Below are 20839 nucleotides of genomic sequence, written 5' to 3' on the forward strand. Positions count from 1 at the left end.
TCACGCCGTTGGCTGAACCAATGAGCTGTGCAAACTGCACAAATAGCCATAACCCTCCCGCCTGTATAGGTTAATAACGCCCCAAAATGATGCGGATTGGTCGAATAAACCCTGTGGAAAACCCACCCTGAGCCAGGTCGATAACCCTGTGCATGGACTGAGGGCAAACCCGCCTGTGGATAAGCCAACTGGTTACCCACAGCTTTACCCAAGGATTCACCCCTGTCTGTCCCCCTATCGCCAACAACCTTATGCTTTCTCTAACCGAATGAAGATATTGGATTTTTTATGCTTATCCACAGAAAATGGGCTGATCATATACAGTCATATAAACTAGGTTTTTAAACATGTTTTCCTTTTCTCTATGTAATTTCCTTCACCTTCTTGGCTTACCCCGGGTTGATCAAAAAACGTTCAACCGCTGGCTGCAATTTTTTCGCTCTGGGCCTATAATCAGCCCCTTTTCCCAAAATCAGCCTGAACCGGGCAATGAGGTGAGCGGTGGACTATCCAAGTCGTTTTGACGTGATCGTGGTAGGTGGCGGCCATGCCGGTACCGAGGCCGCGCTGGCGGCTGCACGCATGGGTGTGAAGACTCTGCTGCTCAGCCACAACGTCGAAACCCTGGGACAGATGAGCTGCAACCCAGCCATTGGCGGGATTGGCAAGAGTCACCTGGTCAAGGAAATCGATGCGCTGGGTGGCGCCATGGCTCGGGCGACCGACCAGGCCGGGATCCAGTTCCGGATTCTCAATAGCCGCAAGGGCCCGGCGGTGCGTGCCACCCGCGCTCAGGCCGACCGGGTGCTGTACAAGGCGGCGATCCGCCAGATGCTGGAGAACCAGCCGAACCTGTGGATCTTCCAGCAGGCCTGCGATGACCTGATCGTCGAACAGGAGCAGGTACGCGGTGTCGTGACCCAGATGGGCCTGCGCTTTCTCGCCGACAACGTGGTGCTGACTGCCGGTACCTTCCTTGGCGGGCGCATTCACATTGGTCTGGACAACTATTCCGGTGGCCGCGCCGGCGACCCGCCGGCGATTGCCCTGGCCCAGCGCCTGCGCGAACTGCCGCTGCGGGTCGACCGGCTGAAAACCGGCACCCCGCCGCGGATCGACGGCAAGAGTGTGGATTTTTCCCAGATGACCCCGCAGCCCGGCGATACCCCGTTGCCGGTCATGTCGTTCATGGGCTCGGTCGACGAGCACCCCGAGCAGGTCAACTGCTGGATCACTCACACCAACGAGCGTACCCACGAGATCATCCGCAACAACCTCGACCGCTCGCCGATGTACACCGGGGTGATCGAGGGCATTGGCCCGCGCTACTGCCCGTCGATCGAGGACAAGATTCATCGCTTTGCCGACAAGAACAGCCATCAGGTGTTCATCGAGCCGGAAGGCCTGACCACCCATGAGCTGTATCCCAACGGCATTTCCACCTCGCTGCCGTTTGACGTGCAGCTGGAGCTCGTGCGCTCGATCAAGGGCATGGAAAATGCCCATATCCTGCGTCCGGGGTATGCCATCGAATACGACTACTTCAACCCGCAGGATCTGAAGTATTCGCTGGAAACCAAGGTCATCGGCGGGCTGTTCTTCGCCGGGCAGATCAACGGCACCACCGGTTACGAAGAGGCCGGCGCCCAGGGGTTGCTGGCCGGCCTCAACGCCGCCCGCCGCGCCCAGGGCCAGGACGCCTGGTGCCCGCGCCGTGACGAAGCCTACATCGGCGTGCTGGTCGACGACCTGATTACTTTGGGCACCCAGGAGCCCTATCGGATGTTCACCTCGCGGGCCGAATACCGTCTGGTGCTGCGTGAAGACAACGCCGACCTGCGCCTGACCGAACAGGGCCGGGCCCTGGGCCTGATCGACGACGCCCGCTGGGCCGCGTTCAACGCCAAGCGCGAAGCCATCGAGCTGGAAAACCAGCGCTTGCGCAGCACCTGGGTACAGCCTGGCAGTGCCCAGGCCGAAGCCTTTGCCAGCCGTTACGGCGTGCCGCTGACACGCGAATACAACCTGCTGGATCTGCTGCGTCGCCCAGAAGTCGACTACGCTGGCCTGTGTGACACTACCGGTGAGCAGAGCATCGATCCGGCCGTGGCCGAACAGGTCGAAATCCAGACCAAGTATGCCGGCTATATCGAGCGTCAGCAGGAGGAAATCGACCGTCTGCGTCAGCATGAGGCCACCCGGTTGCCGGCTGACCTCGACTATCAGGCGCTCAGCGGCCTGTCCAACGAGATCAAGCACAAGCTCGATGCCGCCCGCCCGGAAACCTTGGGTCAGGCCTCGCGGATTCCCGGCGTGACGCCGGCGGCGGTCAGCCTGTTGCTGATCCATCTGAAAAAACGCAACGCCCTGGGTGGCAGTCAACTGGCCCGGGAGGCGTAAGGCGGATGCAGGACAAGGCACAGGAATTGGCGGCCGGCGCCGCGCAACTGGATATCGCCCTCAGCCCTCAGCAGAGCTCGCTGCTGCTAGGCTATCTGGCATTGCTGATCAAGTGGAACAAGGCCTACAACCTCACGGCGGTACGTAATCCCGATGAAATGGTCAGCCGCCACCTGCTCGACAGCCTGAGCGTGCTGCCGTTCGTCACCCCTGGCCGCTGGCTGGATGTGGGTAGCGGTGGTGGCATGCCCGGGGTGATCCTGGCGATCATGCGTCCGGACTGTCAGTTCACCCTGCTTGACAGCAACGGCAAGAAAACCCGCTTTCTCACCCAGGTTCGGCTCGAGCTGGGGCTGGGCAATCTGGAGGTGGTCAACAGCCGGGTTGAAGCTTTTGCTCCGAAGCAGCCGTTTGATGGTGTGGTCTCGCGGGCCTTCAGCGCGGCCAATGACTTCGTCGCACTGACCCGGCATCTGGGAACGGTGAAAACCCGCTGGCTGGCGATGAAAGGCCAGTATCCTGAAGAAGAGCTGGCAGCCCTGCCGCTCGACTTCCGGGTTGAACAAAGCACGCAATTGTCAGTTCCCGGTTGCCAGGGCAGCCGTCATCTGCTGATACTGCGTCGGGTGACTTCGGCGGATAACGGATAGGAGGTGTCAGTGGGTAAGGTACTGGCTATTGCCAACCAGAAAGGCGGTGTCGGCAAGACTACGACCTGTATCAACCTCGCCGCCTCGCTGGCCGCTACCAAGCGCAAGGTGCTGCTGATCGACCTCGACCCCCAGGGCAATGCGACCATGGGCAGCGGGATCGACAAGGCGGAACTGGACAACTCGGTGTACGAACTGCTGACCGGCCGCTGTGAACTGGATCAGGCCCTGCAACGTTCCGAACATGGCGGTTATGACTTGCTGCCGGCCAACGGCGACCTGACCGCTGCCGAAGTCGAACTGCTTGATATCAAGATGAAAGAGAGCCGGCTGCGCTACGCCTTGACGAATGTCCGGGGCAAATACGATTTCATCCTGATCGACTGCCCGCCGTCGCTGAACATGCTGACGGTCAACGGACTGGTTGCCGCCGATGGTGTGGTTATTCCGATGCAGTGCGAATACTACGCGCTGGAGGGGTTGTCGGCGCTGGTCGACACTATCAGCCGGATTGCCGCGGTACTTAACCCCAATCTGCAGATCGAAGGTCTGCTGCGGACCATGTACGATCCGCGCAACAGCCTGACTCTGGATGTGTCGGCCCAGCTCTCCAGCCATTTTGGCGACAAGCTCTATCAGACCGTGATTCCACGCAATGTGCGTCTGGCCGAGGCGCCGAGTTTCGGCATGCCGGCACTGGCCTACGACAAGCAGTCGCGCGGCGCAGTGGCGTATCTGGCGCTGGCCGGTGAACTGGTACGGCGCAGCAAGCAGGCGGCCAAGGCCGCGGCAGCAGCAACCGAATAATCTAACCGGAAGAAGGACAGCACAGGCATGGCGGCGAAAAAGCGCGGCTTGGGACGAGGACTGGATGCACTGCTTGGGCAGGCCAACGCCGCCCGGCAACCGGTGGAAGACAGTCAGGATCAGCAGCTCAAGGAGCTGCCGGTCGATCTGATTCAGCGCGGCAAATATCAACCGCGGCGGGACATGGACCCCCAGGCCCTTGAGGAACTGGCAGAGTCGATCAAGGCCCAGGGCGTGATGCAGCCGATCGTAGTGCGGCCGATCGATGGGCAGCGCTACGAAATCATTGCCGGTGAGCGGCGCTGGCGGGCGACCCAACTGGCCGGGCTGGACTCCATTCCGGCGGTAATCCGCGAGGTTCCGGACGAAGCCGCGATCGCCATGGCGCTGATCGAGAACATCCAGCGTGAAGACCTTAATCCGATCGAAGAAGCCATGGCCCTGCAGCGCCTGCAGCAGGAATTCGAGCTGACCCAGCAGGAAGTGGCCAACGCAGTCGGCAAGTCGCGAGTCACAGTCACCAATCTACTGCGTCTGATGGCCCTGCCCGATGACGTCAAACTGCTGCTCGAGCGTGGCGATATCGAGATGGGCCATGCCCGGGCTCTGCTCGGCCTGCCCCTGGAGCAGCAAACTCAGGCCGCCCGTCAGGTCGTGGCCAAGGGGTTGACCGTCCGCCAGACCGAAGCGCTGGTTCGCCAATGGCTGAATCCGCGCCGTGAGTCAGCCCAGGTTCGCAGCAATCCGGATATCGACCGGCTGCAACTGGATCTGTCCGAGCGACTCGGCGCCGAGGTGAAAATTCAGCACGGCAACAAGGGCAAAGGCAAGCTGGTCATCAGCTACAGTTCACTGGATGAACTGGACGGCGTTTTGATGCACATCAAGTGACAGCCGGGCCGCTACTTTGGTCGTGAACCCACCTGCCAAGGTGGCAATAGCGGCGAAAATCGACCGGATTTCGGGCGGTTTCGGTTGAACCTGCTGGTTATTCAACCTATACTCCCTCGCGCTGTTTTGGCTGGTGAATGCACCAGTTTGTTGCAAGCAAACAACCGGAATGCGCCCGGAAGAGGCCGTATCACAGGTTAGGGTAAATGGACGCAAGAACGCCCAACAGAACCCCCTTCCATCGGCTCCCCGCTTTCCCGGTGTTGCTGCTGCAATGCCTCGTTATGCTCGGGGTTGCCGCGATCCTGTGGTTTTTCCAGGGACCGGTTGCCGGTTATTCCGGCTTGTTGGGAGGGCTGATCGCACTGGTCCCCAACGCTTATTTTGCCTACCGGGTGTACCGCTATAGCGGTGCCCGGTCGGCGCGCGCCATCGTCCGGGAACTGTATTCCGGCGAGGCAGGCAAACTGATTTTGACCGCCGCACTGTTTGTGCTGGTGTGGGTGGGCGTGAAACCGCTGGAGGTCGCCGCAGTGTTCGGTGGGTACCTCGCGGTGCTGGCTGTAGGTGCCAGCGCATTGCTCATCGTCAGAGGCTTTCCAAAGCATTAGCGTTTGAGGCGAATATGGCGAGTACATCAGTAGAGTATATTCAGCACCATTTGCAGAATCTGACCTTCGGCAAACTGCCGGCCGGTTATGAGCGTTATGATGGTTCTGTGTTGCAGGAAGCTACCTGGACCGTGGCCAAGAGTGGCAGTGAAGCCGCTGACATGGGCTTCATGGCATTCCACCTGGATACCCTGGGCTGGTCGATCCTGATGGGGATCATCTTCCTTGGGCTGTTCCGTTTTGTTGCTACCCGCGTCACCGTCGATACCCCCAATGGGCTGCAGAACCTGGTCGAAATGACTGTCGAGTTCGTGCAGAACATGGTCAAGGATACCTTCCACGGCCGTAATCCACTGATCGCCCCGCTGGCCCTGACCATCTTCGTCTGGGTCCTGCTGATGAACTCGCTGAAGTGGATTCCGGTCGACTACATACCGCAGCTGGCGGTGCTGTTCGGTCAGTACGTCCTGGGCATGGACCCGCATGACGTCTACTTCAAGATTGTTCCGACCACCGATCCCAATGCCACCTTCGGCATGTCTATCGGGGTGTTCGCGCTGATCATTTTCTACAGCTTCAAGGTCAAGGGCACCGGCGGATTCATGAAGGAGCTGTCCTTCACCCCGTTCAACCACTGGGCCCTGATTCCGGTCAACCTGTTCCTGGAAATTCTCGGTCTGCTGACCAAGCCGCTGAGCCTTGCGCTGCGTCTGTTCGGCAATATGTATGCCGGTGAAGTGGTGTTCATCCTGATCGCGCTGCTGCCGTTCTACCTGCAGTGGGTACTGAACGTGCCGTGGGCGATCTTCCACATCCTGGTCATTCCGCTGCAGGCCTTCATCTTCATGGTGCTCACCATTGTGTATCTGAGCGCTGCCCATGAGGACCATTGACGCAGTCAGAACCTGTTCAACCAACGACAACCTTGCACTACAACCTTGAAACTTAGTTAGGAGTAATTATGGAACTCGTAATCATCGCTGCCGCTATCATGATCGGTCTGGGCGCTCTGGGTACTGGTATCGGCTTCGCCCTGCTGGGCGGCAAGCTGCTGGAGTCCACTGCTCGTCAGCCTGAACTGGGCCCGCAGCTGCAGACCAAGACCTTCCTGATGGCCGGTCTGCTCGACGCCGTGCCGATGATCGGCGTTGGTATCGCGATGTACCTGATCTTCGTTGTTGCCCCTGGTCTGGCTGGTTGATCGATCGACTCCGATAACTGGCAGGGCGCAGGCCCTGTCAGATCGATCGTCACACCCCAGGTATCAACGAAATAGCACGAGGTAAATCGCTGTGAACATTAATCTGACGCTGTTTGGTCAAACGATTGCCTTCGCTATTTTTGTCTGGTTTTGCATGAAGTTCGTCTGGCCGCCGATCACGGCAGCCATGGCCGAACGCCAGAAAAAAATCGCCGAAGGCCTGGATGCGGCTGGCCGCGCCCAGCGTGACCTGAGCCTCGCTCAGGAAAAAGCTTCCCAGACCCTGCGTGAGACCAAGGAACAGGCTACTCAGATCATCGAGCAAGCCAACAAGAGTGCCAACCTCATTATTGAGGAAGCCAAGCAGCAGGCACGTTCCGAAGGTGAGCGCCTGATTGCGGCCGCCAAAGCCGAAATCGAACAAGAAGTGAATCGCGCCAAGGATCAACTGCGTGCCCAGGTTGCCACTCTGGCAGTCAAGGGTGCTGAACAGATCCTGCAGTCCGAGGTGGATTCCAAGGCCCACAGTGAGCTGGTCGAAAAACTGGCCTCACAACTCTAAGCGAGGCGAGCGATGGCTACTATCAACACGCTAGCTCGGCCTTACGCCAAAGCCGCTTTCGAGCACGCGTCGACAGCCAATCAGCTGGATGCCTGGTCAGGCATGCTGGCTCTGGCTGGCGCTGCGATCAACGAAGCGGTTTTTGCCGATAGAGTGCGCAACCCGGGTCTGACCCGTGAGCGCAAGGCCGAGGACCTGCTCATGGTGTGTGAAGGTCAGATCGACGAGGCGTTCGGAAATTTCATCCGGACCCTGGCCGAAAATGACCGTCTGCCCCTGATCCCGGTAATCGCCGAGCTCTATGAGCAACACAAGGCGGAGCACGATCGGAGCGTCGCAGTCGAAGTCGAAAGCGCCTTCGAGCTGAGCGAAGATCAACTGAAAACGCTGGCAACCGCACTATCCAAGCGGTTGGACCGGACAGTGACCCCTCAAGTCACCATCAATCCCGCCCTGATCGGCGGTGTGCTGGTACGTGCGGGTGACCTGGTCATCGATGGTTCGGTCCGCGGCAAGCTTGCAAAGCTCGCCGAGGCGTTGAAATCCTGATTTGAGGGACATGGCACATGCAGCAACTGAATCCTTCCGAAATTAGCGAAATTATCAAGAAGCGCATCGAGAAACTCGATGTCAGCTCCCAGGCCCGCAATGTCGGCACCATCGTCAGCGTTTCCGACGGTATCGTGCGCATCCATGGCCTGGCCGATGTAATGTACGGCGAAATGATCGAGTTCCCCGGTGGCGTCTATGGTATGGCGCTGAACCTGGAGCAGGACTCTGTCGGTGCGGTGGTTCTGGGTGAATACCTGAGCCTGGCCGAGGGCATGACTGCCCAGTGCACCGGCCGCATCCTTGAAGTACCGGTTGGTCCGGAACTGCTGGGTCGCGTCGTTGACGCGCTGGGCAATCCGATCGACGGTAAGGGTGCGATTGATGCCAAGGCTACCGACGCGGTCGAAAAGGTCGCCCCGGGCGTGATCTGGCGTAAGTCGGTCGACCAGCCGGTGCAAACCGGTTACAAGTCGGTTGACGCGATGATTCCGATCGGCCGTGGCCAGCGTGAGCTGATCATCGGTGACCGTCAGACTGGTAAGACCGCCATGGCGGTTGATGCGATCATTAACCAGAAAGGCTCCGGCATCAAATGTATCTACGTAGCCGTTGGTCAGAAGCAGTCGACCATCGCCAACGTGGTACGCAAGCTGGAAGAGCACGACGCTCTGGCGCACACCGTGGTAGTTGCCGCATCGGCTTCCGACCCGGCTGCCCTGCAGTTCCTGGCGCCCTACGCCGGCTGCACCATGGGTGAGTACTTCCGTGACCGTGGCGAAGACGCACTGATCATCTATGATGATCTGTCCAAGCAGGCTGTGGCTTACCGCCAGATCTCCCTGCTGCTGCGTCGTCCGCCGGGCCGTGAAGCCTACCCGGGTGACGTGTTCTATCTCCACAGCCGTCTGCTCGAGCGTGCCTCGCGCGTCTCTGAAGAGTACGTTGAGAAGTTCACCAACGGTGAAGTGAAAGGCCAGACCGGTTCCTTGACCGCGCTGCCGATCATCGAAACCCAGGCCGGTGACGTATCGGCGTTCGTTCCGACCAACGTGATCTCGATCACCGACGGTCAGATCTTCCTCGAGTCCAACCTGTTCAACTCGGGTATCCGTCCGGCGGTTAACGCCGGTATCTCGGTATCGCGTGTTGGTGGTGCGGCCCAGACCAAGATCATCAAGAAGCTGTCCGGTGGTATTCGTACCGCGCTGGCCCAGTTCCGTGAGCTGGCAGCCTTTGCCCAGTTCGCCTCCGATCTGGACGAAGCGACCCGCAAGCAGCTCGAGCACGGTCAGCGTGTTACCGAGCTGATGAAGCAGGACCAGTATACGCCGATGTCGATCGCCGAAATGGCCATCAGCATCTATGCCGCCGAGAAGGGCTTCCTGAACGATGTCGAACTCAACAAGGTCGGCGCCTTCGAGAAGGCCATGCTCGCCTACTTCAAGCGTGACAAGGCCGATCTGCTGGCCAAGATCAACGAGAAGGGCGATTACAACGACGAGATCGAAGCCGGTATCAAGTCTGGCATCGAGAACTTCAAGGCGACCCAAAGCTGGTAAGCCGAGCGCGGGGCATGGCGACATGTCCCGCTTCGTGCGATCCGGCCAAGGGCTAACCTGAAAGGTGTGACATGGCAGGCGCAAAAGAGATTCGCACCAAGATTGCGAGTATTAAAAGTACGCAGAAGATCACCAGCGCCATGGAAAAGGTGGCGGTCAGCAAAATGCGCAAGGCACAGCAGCGCATGGCCGCCAGCCGCCCCTACGCTGAGCGGATCCGTCAGGTAATTGGTCATCTGGCCAATGCCAACCCGGAATACCGCCACCCGTTCATGCAAGAGCGTGAAGTCAAGCGGGTGGGGTATATCGTGGTCAGCACGGACCGTGGTCTCTGCGGTGGCTTGAACACCAACCTGTTCAAGGCACTGGTTCAAAACATGAAGGAATGGCGTGATCGCAACGTTGAAACCGACCTGTGCGTGATCGGTAGCAAGGGCGCCAGCTTCTTCCGCAGCTTCGGCGGTAACGTCGTGGCCGCCATCAGCCACCTGGGTGAAGCGCCGTCGGTCAATGACCTGATCGGCAGCGTCAAGGTGATGCTTGATGGTTATCACGAAGGCCGTATCGACCGTCTGTACCTGGTATCCAATACCTTCATCAACACCATGGTGCAACAGCCCACGGTGGAGCAGATGATTCCGCTGGTGGCGTCGGAAAGCGACGAACTCCAGGAACGCTGGGATTACCTGTATGAGCCGGATGCCCAGGGCCTGCTGGATGGCCTGCTGACTCGTTACATCGAGTCCCAGGTGTACCAGTCGGTGGTCGAGAACAATGCTTGCGAACAAGCGGCCCGGATGATCGCGATGAAGAGCGCGACTGACAACGCCGGTGAGCTCATCAGCAATTTGCAGCTCATCTACAACAAGGCCCGTCAGGCAGCGATCACCCAGGAAATTTCGGAAATCGTCGGCGGCGCCGCCGCGGTTTGACGACAGGGTTTCAAACTTTTAGAGGAACCAACAATGAGTAGCGGACGTATCGTTCAAATCATCGGCGCGGTCATCGACGTGGAATTCCCGCGTGCTGACGTGCCGAAGGTGTATGACGCGCTGCAAGTTCCGGAGCACGACAACCTGACTCTGGAAGTTCAGCAGCAGCTGGGTGACGGCATCGTACGTGCCATCGCCATGGGTACCACCGAAGGTCTCAAGCGGGGCCTGAGCGTGAACAATACCGGTGCAGCCATCCAGGTTCCAGTCGGGGTCAAGACCCTGGGCCGGATCATGGACGTACTGGGTAACCCGATTGATGAGGCTGGTCCCATCGGTGAAGAAGAGCGCTGGGGTATTCACCGCAAGGCTCCGTCCTATGCCGAGCAATCTGGCTCCAACGAGCTGTTGGAAACCGGCATCAAGGTAATCGACCTGATGTGTCCGTTCGCCAAGGGCGGTAAGGTTGGTCTGTTCGGTGGCGCCGGTGTGGGCAAGACCGTAAACATGATGGAGCTGATCCGTAACATCGCCATCGAGCACAGCGGTTACTCGGTATTCGCCGGTGTGGGTGAGCGGACTCGTGAAGGTAACGACTTCTATCACGAGATGAAGGACTCCAACGTACTGGACAAGGTAGCCCTGGTTTACGGCCAGATGAACGAGCCGCCGGGTAACCGTCTGCGCGTGGCCCTGACTGGTCTGACCATGGCCGAGAAGTTCCGTGACGAAGGTCGTGACGTACTGTTGTTCATTGACAACATCTACCGTTACACCCTGGCCGGTACCGAAGTATCCGCACTGCTGGGCCGTATGCCGTCGGCGGTAGGTTATCAGCCGACCCTGGCCGAAGAGATGGGTGTTCTGCAGGAACGCATCACCTCGACCAAGACCGGTTCGATCACCTCGATCCAGGCGGTATACGTACCTGCGGACGACTTGACCGACCCGTCGCCGGCAACCACCTTCGCCCACTTGGACGCGACCGTGGTACTGTCCCGTGACATCGCTTCTCTGGGTATCTACCCGGCGGTTGACCCGCTCGATTCCACCAGCCGTCAGCTCGACCCGCTGGTGATCGGTCAGGAGCACTACGACACCGCCCGTGGCGTTCAGTATGTTCTGCAGCGTTACAAGGAGCTGAAGGACATCATCGCCATTCTGGGTATGGACGAACTGTCCGAGGAAGACAAGCAGCTGGTGGCCCGTGCCCGTAAGATGCAGCGCTTCCTGTCCCAGCCGTTCTTCGTGGCCGAGGTCTTCACCGGTGCTCCGGGCAAATACGTTGCCCTCAAGGAAACCATCCGGGCCTTCAAAGGCATCCTCAATGGTGACTACGACCACCTGCCGGAGCAGGCGTTCTACATGGTCGGTACCATTGACGAAGCCATCGAGAAAGCGAAGAAAATGTAATGGGTAGCGCCCGCGCAAGCGGGCGCAGAACCGAGGCAAAACAATGGCTATGACAGTGCACTGCGATATCGTAAGCGCGGAAGAAGAGCTGTTCTCAGGCCTGGTCGAAATGGTCGTGGCCCATGGCAACATGGGTGATCTGGGTATTCTGCCCGGTCACACTCCACTGCTGACCGACCTTAAGCCTGGCCCGGTTCGGGTGATCAAGCAGGATGGCAGCGAAGAGGTGTACTACATCTCTGGCGGCTACCTGGAAGTTCAGCCGAGCATGGTCAAGGTGCTCGCCGACACGGCTATCCGTGCTGGCGACATTGATGAAGCAGCCGCTCTGGAAGCGAAGAAGGCCGCAGAAAAGGCTCTTAACGAGAAAGGCGCCGAGTTTGACTACGGTTCGGCCTCCGCCCGTCTCGCTGAAGCCGCCGCCCAGCTTCGTACCGTGCAGGAAATGCGCAAGAAATACGGTGGACCGGCGCTTAACAACCGCTAACCCCGTCAAAAAAGGCAGCTTCGGCTGCCTTTTTTGTTGAAGCGGCAAAGACCGCGGGCCTCCAGCCCCCGAGTACTTTTTTGTTATGATCCGCCCCTGTCTTCGTTATCCGTAAAAGGACCCGCCGATGAATCTGCACGTCGTCATTCTGGCCGCCGGCCAAGGCACCCGTATGCGCTCTGCCCTGCCGAAGGTTCTGCACCCGGTAGCCGGCAAGCCGATGCTGGGCCATGCGATCGACTGTGCCCGGGCGCTGGCGCCGCAAAAGATTCATGTGGTGATTGGCCATGGTGCCGAACTGGTTCGCGAACGGCTGGATGCCGAGGATATCAACTGGGTATTGCAGGCCGAACAACTGGGCACGGGTCATGCGGTAGCGCAGGCCTTGCCGCAGATCGAGGCGGCCGAGCAGATTCTGGTCCTGTACGGCGATGTGCCGCTGCTGCGGGTCGAGACTCTGCAGGCGCTCAGCATCCAGGCCGGCACCGAGGCCTTGGGACTGCTGACCGTGCAGATGGCCGATCCGACCGGCTATGGGCGTATCGTGCGCAATGCTGCTGGCCAGGTCCAGGCGATTGTCGAGCAGAAGGACGCCAGTGCTGAGCAACTGCAAATCAGTGAAGGCAATACCGGAATCATGGCGTTGCCCGGACGCTACGCCGCTGAATGGCTCACCAGCCTGTCCAACGACAATGCCCAGGGCGAGTATTACTTGACCGATGTAGTGGCTCTGGCAGTCAGCCAGCAAGTACCGGTCCAGGTAGCCCAGCCCCAGGATGAAGACGAGGTGATGGGTGCCAACAACCGTCAGCAACTGGCGGTGCTGGAGCGGGTCTATCAGCGCCGTCAGGCCGAACGGCTAATGGTCCAGGGGGTAACCCTGCTGGATCCGGCACGACTCGATGTACGCGGTGACATTCAGGTCGGACGGGACATTCTGATCGATATCAACGTGGTGCTTGAAGGCCGGGTGGTGATTGAGGACAACGTTGAGATCGGTCCCAATTGCGTGCTCAAGGACTGTGTGATTGGCGCTGGCAGTGTGATCAAGGCCTTCAGCCATCTCGAAGGCGCTGAGGTTGGCCCGCTCTGCGATGTTGGCCCCTATGCCCGGTTACGGCCCGGCACCCGCCTGGCGGCCAAGGCCAAAATTGGTAATTTCGTCGAGACCAAGAAAGCCGAGATCGGTGCCGGGGCCAAGATCAATCACCTGTCCTACGTCGGTGATGCCGAAGTGGGAGCCGGCGCTAATATCGGTGCTGGTACCATCACCTGCAACTACGACGGGGTCAACAAGTTCAAGACCCGGATTGGTGAGGGAGCTTTCATTGGCTCCAATACTGCGTTGGTTGCCCCGGTCTCGATTGGTGATGGCGCCACGACCGGTGCTGGCTCCACCATTACCCAGGATGTTCCGGCCGGTGATCTGGGGGTGGGCCGGGCCAAGCAGCGCAATATTGGTGGCTGGAAACGCCCGCAGAAACAGGGCTGAGCTGCGGCCTCTGATCGGCCTGGGCTAAGGGCACCATACAAAAACGCAATCACTCCTGTGCCGCGACCCTGTTCTATAGTTAAAGGGGTATGGCCGACGGACACAGGAGAATCCGTATGCTGGTGAAGCTTTCCCCTAGCTTGCGCAACCTGCAGCTGCCGCTGCGATTGACCCTCAAGGGTGGACCGACCCTCGATCTGGGCCCCCACCCACGGGTGACCCTGGAGATTCAGGATCTGAGTCTGCTTGAGGAGCTGACCGAACCGAGTCTGGACAAGCTGGGCGAAGCCTACATTTCCAGACGGATGGAAATTCATGGCCCGATCATGGATGTGATTGAAGTGGCCGATATGCTCAGCAAGGGGTTGCTGGGCGATGATCCCGGTCCAGCGCCCCAGCGCCAGGCACATGACAAGCACACCGATGCGGCAGCGGTTTCCTACCATTACGACCTTTCCAACGAGTTCTACGGCCTGTGGCTGGATCCGGAAATGGTCTATTCCTGTGCCTATTTTCACTCGGTCAATGACAGTCTGGCCCAGGCTCAACAACAGAAGCTGGATCACCTGTGTCGCAAGTTGCGGCTGCAGCCGGGGGAGCGCTTGCTGGATGTCGGCTGTGGCTGGGGCGGTCTTGCCCGGCATGCCGCCAGGCACTATGGCGTCGAGGTGTATGGCATTACCCTGAGTCAGGCGCAGTTGGAGCTGGCCAGGCAGAAGAACGCTGAAGCCGGGCTCGACCAGCATATTCAGCTGGAGCTGCAGGACTACCGCGACCTGACCGGTCAGGAGCAGTTCGACAAGGTGGTCAGCGTTGGCATGTTCGAGCACGTTGGTCATGCCAATCTGGATGCCTACTTCAAGGTTCTCCACGACCAGGTCAAGCCCGGTGGGCTGGTGATGAACCATGGCATCACCTCCAAGCACACCGACGGTCGTCAGGTGGGGCGTGGTGCCGGAGACTTCATCGGCCGCTACGTGTTCCCCCATGGCGAGCTACCGCATCTGGCCATGGCGGTGTCGAGCATGAGCGAGCAGGGGCTGGAAGTGGTCGATGTCGAGAGCCTGCGCCTGCACTATGCCCGAACCCTGGAGTGCTGGAGCGACAATCTTGAACGACAGCTTGAGCGAGCCAGGACGTTGATCGACGACAAGGCCCTGCGGATCTGGCGGATCTATCTGGCCGGATGCGCCTATGGCTTTCGCCGCAATTGGATGAATATTCACCAGATACTGGCGGTCAAACCGCATGCCGACGGCAGTCATGACTTGCCATGGACCCGGGCTGATCTGTACCGTTAGGCAGCCGCACCGGGCGGTAGCAGGGTATTGGACAGCTGGGGGAAGGGTTATGCGCACGGTTTTGGCGCTGATGATTGCAGGTTGGCTGACAACCGTCAGTAGCTGGGTGGCGGCCGAGCTGCCACGGTTGGCCCTGCCCTTGGGCGACGAGTTGTTTCAACTGGAACTGGTCGATGATCCGATCAGCCGACAGCAGGGCCTGATGGGCCGTGAGGCACTGGATACCAATGGCGGCATGCTGTTCGATTTTCCCGCCGGCACCCGGCCGGCGATCTGGATGCGCAACATGCTCATCAGCCTGGATCTGCTGTTTGTTGATGATCAGGGGCAATTGGTGCAGATCTTCGAACAGGTGCCGCCGTGCCAGGCCATGCCCTGCCCGATTTACCGCGCCGAGCAGCCGCTGCGTTTTGTCATCGAACTGGCTGCCGGCAGCGCCGAGCGTCTGGGCCTGCAACCCGGCGCTCAGCTCGAGCTGGGTGAATTGACCCTGCGTCCGGCCCCGCCCCAGTAAATGCTCTTGCTCTGGTGCGCGACCTACCAGAGTCACACAGACCTCCGGGCATGGCCCCAGGTATTCAGGGATTTTCTATCCAACGGCCCTGGCTGATCTGCTCACAGTAAGCCTGCAATACCGGTGCATCGTCCGGATCGCTGTAATAGTGGATCGATTGCTGATAGGCCACCCCTTCGCTGCGCGCGCCCTGACAAATGCCATAGGCGCCCTCCGGACACTGTTCGAGCATCTGTACCTGGAAACTGCGGTCAGGAATCTGCGGCTGACAGAAGCTGTCACTGAACAGTTGCGCCGGGATGGTCAGGTTTTGCTGACACATACGAATCGGTAGCTGGTCGTCATTGGATTCGATCAGGCAGGCCTCAGCCATAGCCAGAGTCGAAAGCAGACACAGGGGAAACAAGCTCAACAGGCGCAGCGACATTGATTTCAATCCGGGCAAAACCCTACCTTACTGGCTGTGCAGCAGCCGCCGCAAGCCGGACTCCAGCTCTTGGCGCTCAAGGGGCACGGTACTGATCAACTCCAGGCGGTTGTCATTGCGCCAGTCACTGACGCGCCAGTGCAAAGGTTCGGGCGCCAGGCAGTTGAAACTCATCCAGCCGGCCTCGGTATTGAAAATGCCCTTGGCCCGCAGCCAGTGTTGTTCAGCCAGCCATTGTGCCAGCGCTTGGCGTTGGACCCTGAGCTGGGGATGCAGCCGCCAGCCGATGCTGTGAAAACCGTCCTGCTGACGCTGTAGACAGTGCCAGTCATCCTGGGTTTGCCACAATGGCAGCGGCGCCGGGCTGGCGTTCAATACAGGCGGTGGCTCGGCCCCAGGCTTTTTCTCGGCGGTTTGTGGCAGGCAGGCCAGCGCCAGAGCGCCGTGATCACAGCTCACCTGTTCAATACCGCTCAACTCGCCAGGCAACTGAGGCGGCTGTGAGCAGTCACTGATCCGGTTCAATACCAGCAGCCCAGCTTGCGGCAGTGCGCTGGCCTGCGCCGGGGACAGCTTCAGAGGCTGGCGGGCATCGAGCACCATGATCAGCGGTTGCAGCTGCAGAACCCTGTCCCAGGGCGGCTGCTGCAATTGCTGCTGGAGCGTGGCGGGGTGACCCAGGCCGGAACACTCGATCAACAGCCGGTCAGGCCGGGCTCGGCGCAGCAGACGACTGAGACCGACTTGAAACGGTACGCCATTGACGCAGCATAGACAGCCGCCGGCGATATCGGCGATCTGCACGCCGCTCTCGGGTTGCTCCAGCAGCGCCGCATCAATGCCTAACTCACCGAACTCGTTGATCAACAGGGCCCAGCGCTCGTTCTCCGGACGCTGGCCGAGCAGATGGCGCAACAGGCTGGTCTTGCCGGCACCGAGCGGGCCGGCGATCAAGTGAGTGGGGATGGCGTTGAGCATGGGGCTGATCCGTAGTGATAGCCAACAGCATACCTCAGTGCGCAGCTTGGGCTGAAATAATAAAAGTGTTATAACATAACCTTTTGTGAGGTCGCCATGAATGCCAACACCCTGCCCGATATCGCTGCGCAACGGACCCAGATCGCGGCAACGCTCGACTGGGTCGGTATGGAGGCCGTTGCCGCCCGGGTAGTACTGGGTGACGATGTTGCTCCGTTGCTGATGAAGGCCGATGTCGGGGTTAATCTGCGCCAGGCTGAGGCCAAGGGGATCCACATGTCGCGTCTGTACCTGGCGCTCGACAGACTGGATCGCCAGCCGCTGACCGGGGCGTTCCTGGAGCAGCTCCTGCAGGAGTTTCTGGACAGCCACAGCGCCCTGGCCGATCAGGCGACACTAAGCCTGCATGGCGAACTGCCCCTGCGTAGGCCAGCGCTGGTCAGCCCGCTGGCTGGCTGGAAGGCTTACCCGCTGGTTGTGCATGGTCGACTGGGGCCGCAGGGGTTCCACGTGGAACTAGGGTTACAGGTGGCCTATTCATCGACCTGTCCGTGCTCAGCCGCCCTGGCTCGGCAACTGATCCAGCAGCGTTTTGCCGAGGACTTCAGCAGCCGTGAGCTGAACCATGCCGCTGTGCTTGACTGGCTGGGCAGCCCACAGGGCATTGTCGCCACACCACACAGCCAGCGTAGCCAAGCTCATGTACAGGTCCGGCTGCCTGCACGTTTCGAGCGCTTGCCTATGGTGGAACTGGTTGAGCGGATCGAACAGGCGCTGGGTACTGCGGTGCAGACTGCGGTCAAGCGCGCCGACGAGCAGGCCTTCGCCTTGGCCAATGGTCAGAATCTGATGTTCTGCGAAGATGCCGCCAGGCGGCTGCATGCCAGTCTGCGGGATTGGTCGTTGATTGAGGGCTTCACGTTACGGGTGGTGCATGCTGAAAGTCTGCATGACCACGATGCGGTGGCCAGGGCCAGCTCTAACTGGCGCTGACGATCAGTCGAGCAGCAGGCCGATCTGGCGACGCTTGGGCAGCTTGCGTACCACCAGTTGATGGGCTTCCTTAAGCCGCTGGCGTAACTCGGCTTCAGGTAGCGGATAGGGATAGCTCAAGGTAACCCAGTGAGCCCGGGCCAGGTAGGGGGCCGGGCTGACGCCAGGGCGATCGCAATAGCCCAGAAACAGGTCATCGGCTACCTTGAGCGAGCAACTGTGATCATGCACATCAATCAGCGCGAACATCTTGTTGTCCGCGACCGAGAACACCCGGTAATTGCCCCATTTGATATCCTCGCGTACGCCCGGCAGATGCAGGCACAGCGAGGCAAGCTCACTGTCGGTCATCGCAGCGGTCGCACATTGTCGTGATAGTTGTGGGGCGGTGGGTTGTCGTCCCCAGGGAAAGGATGCGGTGCCAGTTCGATATGCTGGAGCTGGTTACCATGCAACTCGATGTGGCCGTTGTAGCGCCGTTCGCCGGTAACTGTGAACTCGAACCCGTAGCGCCGCACCCAGCCCCAGCGTCCATGTCGATTGCGCCCCAGGCGCAGCCGGGTCAGGGCGATGCTTTCGTCCAGCAGTTGCACGTCGGTTTTGGCACAATGCTGGCGTACCAGGCCCAGCGCCCGGTCGCGCAAGCCCAGGCCACGCCATAGCCAGGTGCCGATCGCTGCCGCCAGCAGTAACAGGGCGACATGGCCCAGATCGAACATGGAAACCCCTTTCGTTGTGGTAAAGATCAGACTCTATCCTACAACTGAGCACTCGGGGATGCACTTGCACTTGATCGGTACTTGGTTATAGAAAGCTCAGACCGGCGTGACCGACAGCACCCGGATGCGCCCAGGCTCAGGGTAGTGCCAACGCACATTGATATCCCAGAAGCGCACCCCGTAGACCCGCTCCGGGCCAGGCTGCTGATAGGCAGGTTTGGGGTCCTGGGTCAGGCACTGCTCGATCAACTCCTGGACTGGCTGGTGCAAGCGACTGGCCTCGACATCGGCCTGGACCAGAGCCTCGGGACTCCAGCTCACAGGAATCAGGGCTGGCGGTTGCTCGGCCAGGTGATTGTAGGCCGGTGCAACGCTATCGGCATAGGGTACATAGGGTTTGATATCCAGAACCGGGGTGCCATCAAGCAGGTCGATTCCGGAGAGCAGCAGACGGCCGGGCTCAATGGCTTCGAGCTTGACCACCGATTGACCGATCGGGTTGGGCCTATGGGTCGAGCGGCTGGCGAACACACCGATGCGCTGATTGCCACCCAGGCGCGGTGGGCGCACCCGCAGATGCTCAGGACCGCTGGCAGCGGCGTGAAATACGAACAGCAGCCACAGATGACTGATCCCTTCCAGCCCTTGCAGCGCCTCTGGCTGGTCAAACGGCGGGTATAGCTCGAGGACTGCGCGGGCAGCCGGCGCCAGGCTTGGCTGGCGCGGGATCGCGAATTTCTCAGCGAAGCAGGAGTGCACTACGCCGATAGGTTCGAAACAGTAGCTCATGCTGGCAGCGGCGGGATACTGTCAGGGTGATCTGGTGTCACGAAGTGACTACCCCCTTCCACTTCGATGACCTGGAGATTTTCGGCCTGACGGGCACTGGCCAGCATGGCCGCTGGTTGCAGAACCCGGTCATGTCCCGGGACCAGGATTGCGCCGCTTTTGACATGGGCAAACAGTTCACTGCCGTGCTCTTCCATCCAGTTGGCCATATCCTTGAGATTGGCCAGCATGGTGCGGCAGCGTTTGGGGTTGAAGGGCACCCCCATGATCAGCTCACGCTTGCGCGGGTTGTCCAGCGGACCCCAAATTTTGCGGTTGCGCTCGGAGATCGGCTGCTGTTGCCAGAGCAGCAGCAGATAGGGCATCAACCACAGTGCTGGGCCTGGAATCCGAGTATAAGGTTGGCCCTGGGGCAGTACCGGCGCTTCGAGCAGTACCTCGACCTGCTCGAACAGATCAGGGCGCTGGCGAGCCGCTTCGAGCGTCACGGCGCCGCCGCGTGAATGGCCATGGACGCGGATCAGATCAGTGCTGACCAGATGCGCCAGGGCCTGATTCAGTACGCTGGCGTCGTAGGCAATGGTGCCGAGAGGGTATTGCGGTGTACTGGCCCAGGAAGCCTGCTGGAAGCGCGGATCATTGACCGGCACATGGTAGTCGCCGCTGGTCAGCATGATCAGCTCGATCTCAGGATCCTGATAGAACTCGGTGAAATACAGGAAGTTTTCCATGAAGCCTGGCATCACTATCACGCTGCAGCGCGGATTGGCCGAGCGTCGGCGGGCAATCACCGCTTCGCCAACCTGATACAGCTCGCCGTCGAAGTCCATGGCCTGCTGCTGCGGAATTTCCTTGTCCAGCAACCAGCGGCGCAGATACACGACGATCAATATGGTCAGGCCGATCAGTCCAAGCAGTATGTCCATTGGGGCTCCCGAAACGGTGATTGTAGAGTGACAGCATAATGGATCACCGGCACTGGGCTGGTCACCCATGCGGGGGATGGTCGGTCATTCGCCGTCGTAAATCCAGACCCGTTCGGCGTCGAAGCGGTAACTGGCATCGGCCAGCTCGTTGCTGCTTTGCTCGACATGCAGGGTGCCACTGATCCAGAAGGCATCGTAAAGATCGTCGATGGCAATGCCCCTGGGGTAGTCAACCAGAATGATCTGGTTGGGTGGCGGTGGTGGTACATGGATACAGGCGCCGGCATAGGGGACCAGGAAAAAACTGGTGAAAAGCCCGCGTTCGTTGGTTTGCAGCGGTACCGGAAAGCCGGCGATTCGTGCCTGCTGGCCGTCCAGTTCGGCCACTACCCGGGTCGAATACATCACCTCGGGCAGGCTGTCATCGCGCTGGCGCAGGCTTTCGCTAAAGGTACCCGGCGCCTCTTCGGTCCAGTCGTGATCGATCTCCGGCATATCCAGCAGCGCCTGATAATCCTCTTCCGGCAACAGGTCGAGCCAGTCGAGGGTTTTCGGGGTGGCCTGGGCCAGCAAGGGCAGGCAGATCAGCAAGAACAACCAATGGCGCATAGGGTCGGCTCGGTGTCAGTGGGTGT

Annotated in this window: 24 protein-coding genes; 17 read left to right on the plus strand and 7 right to left on the minus strand. The window is 59.9% G+C overall.

Annotated elements, in window-relative coordinates:
• Positions 1–501 precede the first annotated feature (501 nt).
• From mnmG to BVH74_RS04825, 16 genes are all read left to right on the plus strand, one after another.
• Complete coding sequence (mnmG, locus tag BVH74_RS04750; protein WP_080048959.1) at positions 502–2400, plus strand: tRNA uridine-5-carboxymethylaminomethyl(34) synthesis enzyme MnmG; 1899 nt, start codon at positions 502–504, stop codon at positions 2398–2400.
• A 5-nt stretch (positions 2401–2405) separates the two neighbouring features.
• Complete coding sequence (rsmG, locus tag BVH74_RS04755; protein ID WP_080048960.1) at positions 2406–3050, plus strand: 16S rRNA (guanine(527)-N(7))-methyltransferase RsmG; 645 nt, start codon at positions 2406–2408, stop codon at positions 3048–3050.
• Positions 3051–3059: 9 nt separating this feature from the next.
• Positions 3060–3857 carry a ParA family protein gene (locus BVH74_RS04760; protein WP_080048961.1) on the plus strand — a complete coding sequence of 266 codons (798 nt, stop codon included), beginning with the start codon at positions 3060–3062 and terminating at the stop codon, positions 3855–3857.
• Positions 3858–3884: 27 nt separating this feature from the next.
• Positions 3885–4748 carry a ParB/RepB/Spo0J family partition protein gene (locus BVH74_RS04765; RefSeq protein ID WP_080048962.1) on the plus strand — a complete coding sequence of 288 codons (864 nt, stop codon included), beginning with the start codon at positions 3885–3887 and terminating at the stop codon, positions 4746–4748.
• 206 nt (positions 4749–4954) lie between these two features.
• On the plus strand, positions 4955–5359 hold the full coding sequence (locus tag BVH74_RS04770) for a F0F1 ATP synthase subunit I (RefSeq protein WP_080048963.1): 405 nt from the start codon (positions 4955–4957) through the stop codon (positions 5357–5359).
• A 14-nt stretch (positions 5360–5373) separates the two neighbouring features.
• Positions 5374–6252 carry a F0F1 ATP synthase subunit A gene (atpB, locus tag BVH74_RS04775; RefSeq protein ID WP_080048964.1) on the plus strand — a complete coding sequence of 293 codons (879 nt, stop codon included), beginning with the start codon at positions 5374–5376 and terminating at the stop codon, positions 6250–6252.
• Between the two features lie 68 nt (positions 6253–6320).
• Positions 6321–6560, plus strand: a complete 240-nt coding sequence (atpE, locus tag BVH74_RS04780; protein ID WP_080048965.1) for a F0F1 ATP synthase subunit C — start codon at positions 6321–6323, stop codon at positions 6558–6560.
• A 91-nt stretch (positions 6561–6651) separates the two neighbouring features.
• Positions 6652–7122 carry a F0F1 ATP synthase subunit B gene (locus BVH74_RS04785; protein WP_080048966.1) on the plus strand — a complete coding sequence of 157 codons (471 nt, stop codon included), beginning with the start codon at positions 6652–6654 and terminating at the stop codon, positions 7120–7122.
• Between the two features lie 12 nt (positions 7123–7134).
• Positions 7135–7671, plus strand: a complete 537-nt coding sequence (locus BVH74_RS04790) for a F0F1 ATP synthase subunit delta (RefSeq protein WP_080048967.1) — start codon at positions 7135–7137, stop codon at positions 7669–7671.
• A 17-nt stretch (positions 7672–7688) separates the two neighbouring features.
• The gene (gene atpA / locus BVH74_RS04795; protein WP_080048968.1) at positions 7689–9233 is read left to right on the plus strand and encodes a F0F1 ATP synthase subunit alpha; all 1545 of its coding nucleotides are present in this window, start codon (positions 7689–7691) and stop codon (positions 9231–9233) included.
• 71 nt (positions 9234–9304) lie between these two features.
• Positions 9305–10165: a F0F1 ATP synthase subunit gamma gene (gene atpG, locus BVH74_RS04800; protein ID WP_080048969.1), complete on the plus strand. Its 861-nt coding sequence runs from the start codon at positions 9305–9307 to the stop codon at positions 10163–10165.
• Between the two features lie 33 nt (positions 10166–10198).
• Positions 10199–11578: a F0F1 ATP synthase subunit beta gene (gene atpD, locus BVH74_RS04805; RefSeq protein ID WP_080048970.1), complete on the plus strand. Its 1380-nt coding sequence runs from the start codon at positions 10199–10201 to the stop codon at positions 11576–11578.
• 43 nt (positions 11579–11621) lie between these two features.
• A complete protein-coding gene (locus tag BVH74_RS04810) occupies positions 11622–12065 on the plus strand; it encodes a F0F1 ATP synthase subunit epsilon (protein WP_080048971.1) in 444 nt (147 codons plus the stop codon).
• 127 nt (positions 12066–12192) lie between these two features.
• Positions 12193–13557 carry a bifunctional UDP-N-acetylglucosamine diphosphorylase/glucosamine-1-phosphate N-acetyltransferase GlmU gene (glmU, locus tag BVH74_RS04815; RefSeq protein ID WP_080048972.1) on the plus strand — a complete coding sequence of 455 codons (1365 nt, stop codon included), beginning with the start codon at positions 12193–12195 and terminating at the stop codon, positions 13555–13557.
• A gap of 116 nt (positions 13558–13673) precedes the next feature.
• Positions 13674–14858 carry a C17 cyclopropane fatty acid synthase CfaB gene (cfaB, locus tag BVH74_RS04820; RefSeq protein WP_080048973.1) on the plus strand — a complete coding sequence of 395 codons (1185 nt, stop codon included), beginning with the start codon at positions 13674–13676 and terminating at the stop codon, positions 14856–14858.
• 49 nt (positions 14859–14907) lie between these two features.
• Complete coding sequence (locus BVH74_RS04825) at positions 14908–15372, plus strand: DUF192 domain-containing protein (protein WP_165443816.1); 465 nt, start codon at positions 14908–14910, stop codon at positions 15370–15372.
• A gap of 64 nt (positions 15373–15436) precedes the next feature.
• Here BVH74_RS04825 and BVH74_RS04830 read toward each other — a convergent pair whose 3' ends face one another.
• Entirely contained in the window at positions 15437–15799 is a 363-nt protein-coding gene (locus BVH74_RS04830; protein WP_080048974.1) for a hypothetical protein, read from the minus strand.
• Positions 15800–15826: 27 nt separating this feature from the next.
• Positions 15827–16777, minus strand: a complete 951-nt coding sequence (locus BVH74_RS04835; RefSeq protein WP_080048975.1) for a CobW family GTP-binding protein — start codon at positions 16775–16777, stop codon at positions 15827–15829.
• 96 nt (positions 16778–16873) lie between these two features.
• Between BVH74_RS04835 and folE2 the strand changes: the two genes are divergently transcribed.
• Positions 16874–17770 carry a GTP cyclohydrolase FolE2 gene (folE2, locus tag BVH74_RS04840; RefSeq protein WP_080048976.1) on the plus strand — a complete coding sequence of 299 codons (897 nt, stop codon included), beginning with the start codon at positions 16874–16876 and terminating at the stop codon, positions 17768–17770.
• Between the two features lie 3 nt (positions 17771–17773).
• Here the strand turns inward: folE2 and BVH74_RS04845 are convergent, their stop codons facing one another.
• The 5 genes from BVH74_RS04845 to BVH74_RS04865 form a co-directional block, all read right to left on the minus strand.
• Positions 17774–18121 (minus strand): MmcQ/YjbR family DNA-binding protein, encoded by a 348-nt coding sequence (locus BVH74_RS04845; RefSeq protein ID WP_080048977.1) that lies wholly within the window; start codon positions 18119–18121, stop codon positions 17774–17776.
• On the minus strand, positions 18118–18489 hold the full coding sequence (locus BVH74_RS04850) for a DUF3301 domain-containing protein (protein ID WP_080048978.1): 372 nt from the start codon (positions 18487–18489) through the stop codon (positions 18118–18120). Before BVH74_RS04850 ends, BVH74_RS04845 begins: the two co-directional genes overlap by 4 nt.
• A 96-nt stretch (positions 18490–18585) precedes the next feature.
• The gene (gene tsaA / locus BVH74_RS04855; RefSeq protein ID WP_080048979.1) at positions 18586–19278 is read right to left on the minus strand and encodes a tRNA (N6-threonylcarbamoyladenosine(37)-N6)-methyltransferase TrmO; all 693 of its coding nucleotides are present in this window, start codon (positions 19276–19278) and stop codon (positions 18586–18588) included.
• The gene (locus BVH74_RS04860) at positions 19275–20204 is read right to left on the minus strand and encodes an alpha/beta hydrolase (protein ID WP_080048980.1); all 930 of its coding nucleotides are present in this window, start codon (positions 20202–20204) and stop codon (positions 19275–19277) included. Before BVH74_RS04860 ends, tsaA begins: the two co-directional genes overlap by 4 nt.
• Positions 20205–20288: 84 nt before the next feature.
• Positions 20289–20813 (minus strand): DUF3299 domain-containing protein, encoded by a 525-nt coding sequence (locus tag BVH74_RS04865; RefSeq protein WP_080048981.1) that lies wholly within the window; start codon positions 20811–20813, stop codon positions 20289–20291.
• Positions 20814–20839: the final 26 nt, after the last annotated feature.

Origin of the sequence: Halopseudomonas phragmitis (genome assembly GCF_002056295.1) — a bacterium.
In the GTDB taxonomy this organism is placed as follows: Bacteria; Pseudomonadota; Gammaproteobacteria; order Pseudomonadales; family Pseudomonadaceae; genus Halopseudomonas; species Halopseudomonas phragmitis.

Bases quoted from the DNA above. Each gene is read 5' to 3' on its own strand.
- rsmG (WP_080048960.1), top strand. From the start codon at position 2,406: ATGCAGGACAAGGCACAGGAATTGGCGGCCGGCGCCGCGCAACTGGAT.
- BVH74_RS04765 (WP_080048962.1), top strand. From the start codon at position 3,885: ATGGCGGCGAAAAAGCGCGGCTTGGGACGAGGACTGGATGCACTGCTT.
- BVH74_RS04770 (WP_080048963.1), top strand. From the start codon at position 4,955: ATGGACGCAAGAACGCCCAACAGAACCCCCTTCCATCGGCTCCCCGCT.
- atpB (WP_080048964.1), top strand. From the start codon at position 5,374: ATGGCGAGTACATCAGTAGAGTATATTCAGCACCATTTGCAGAATCTG.
- atpE (WP_080048965.1), top strand. From the start codon at position 6,321: ATGGAACTCGTAATCATCGCTGCCGCTATCATGATCGGTCTGGGCGCT.
- BVH74_RS04790 (WP_080048967.1), top strand. From the start codon at position 7,135: ATGGCTACTATCAACACGCTAGCTCGGCCTTACGCCAAAGCCGCTTTC.
- atpA (WP_080048968.1), top strand. From the start codon at position 7,689: ATGCAGCAACTGAATCCTTCCGAAATTAGCGAAATTATCAAGAAGCGC.
- atpG (WP_080048969.1), top strand. From the start codon at position 9,305: ATGGCAGGCGCAAAAGAGATTCGCACCAAGATTGCGAGTATTAAAAGT.
- atpD (WP_080048970.1), top strand. From the start codon at position 10,199: ATGAGTAGCGGACGTATCGTTCAAATCATCGGCGCGGTCATCGACGTG.
- BVH74_RS04810 (WP_080048971.1), top strand. From the start codon at position 11,622: ATGGCTATGACAGTGCACTGCGATATCGTAAGCGCGGAAGAAGAGCTG.
- glmU (WP_080048972.1), top strand. From the start codon at position 12,193: ATGAATCTGCACGTCGTCATTCTGGCCGCCGGCCAAGGCACCCGTATG.
- cfaB (WP_080048973.1), top strand. From the start codon at position 13,674: ATGCTGGTGAAGCTTTCCCCTAGCTTGCGCAACCTGCAGCTGCCGCTG.
- BVH74_RS04825 (WP_165443816.1), top strand. From the start codon at position 14,908: ATGCGCACGGTTTTGGCGCTGATGATTGCAGGTTGGCTGACAACCGTC.
- BVH74_RS04830 (WP_080048974.1), bottom strand. From the start codon at position 15,799: ATGTCGCTGCGCCTGTTGAGCTTGTTTCCCCTGTGTCTGCTTTCGACT.
- BVH74_RS04835 (WP_080048975.1), bottom strand. From the start codon at position 16,777: ATGCTCAACGCCATCCCCACTCACTTGATCGCCGGCCCGCTCGGTGCC.
- folE2 (WP_080048976.1), top strand. From the start codon at position 16,874: ATGAATGCCAACACCCTGCCCGATATCGCTGCGCAACGGACCCAGATC.
- BVH74_RS04845 (WP_080048977.1), bottom strand. From the start codon at position 18,121: ATGACCGACAGTGAGCTTGCCTCGCTGTGCCTGCATCTGCCGGGCGTA.
- BVH74_RS04850 (WP_080048978.1), bottom strand. From the start codon at position 18,489: ATGTTCGATCTGGGCCATGTCGCCCTGTTACTGCTGGCGGCAGCGATC.
- tsaA (WP_080048979.1), bottom strand. From the start codon at position 19,278: ATGAGCTACTGTTTCGAACCTATCGGCGTAGTGCACTCCTGCTTCGCT.
- BVH74_RS04860 (WP_080048980.1), bottom strand. From the start codon at position 20,204: ATGGACATACTGCTTGGACTGATCGGCCTGACCATATTGATCGTCGTG.
- BVH74_RS04865 (WP_080048981.1), bottom strand. From the start codon at position 20,813: ATGCGCCATTGGTTGTTCTTGCTGATCTGCCTGCCCTTGCTGGCCCAG.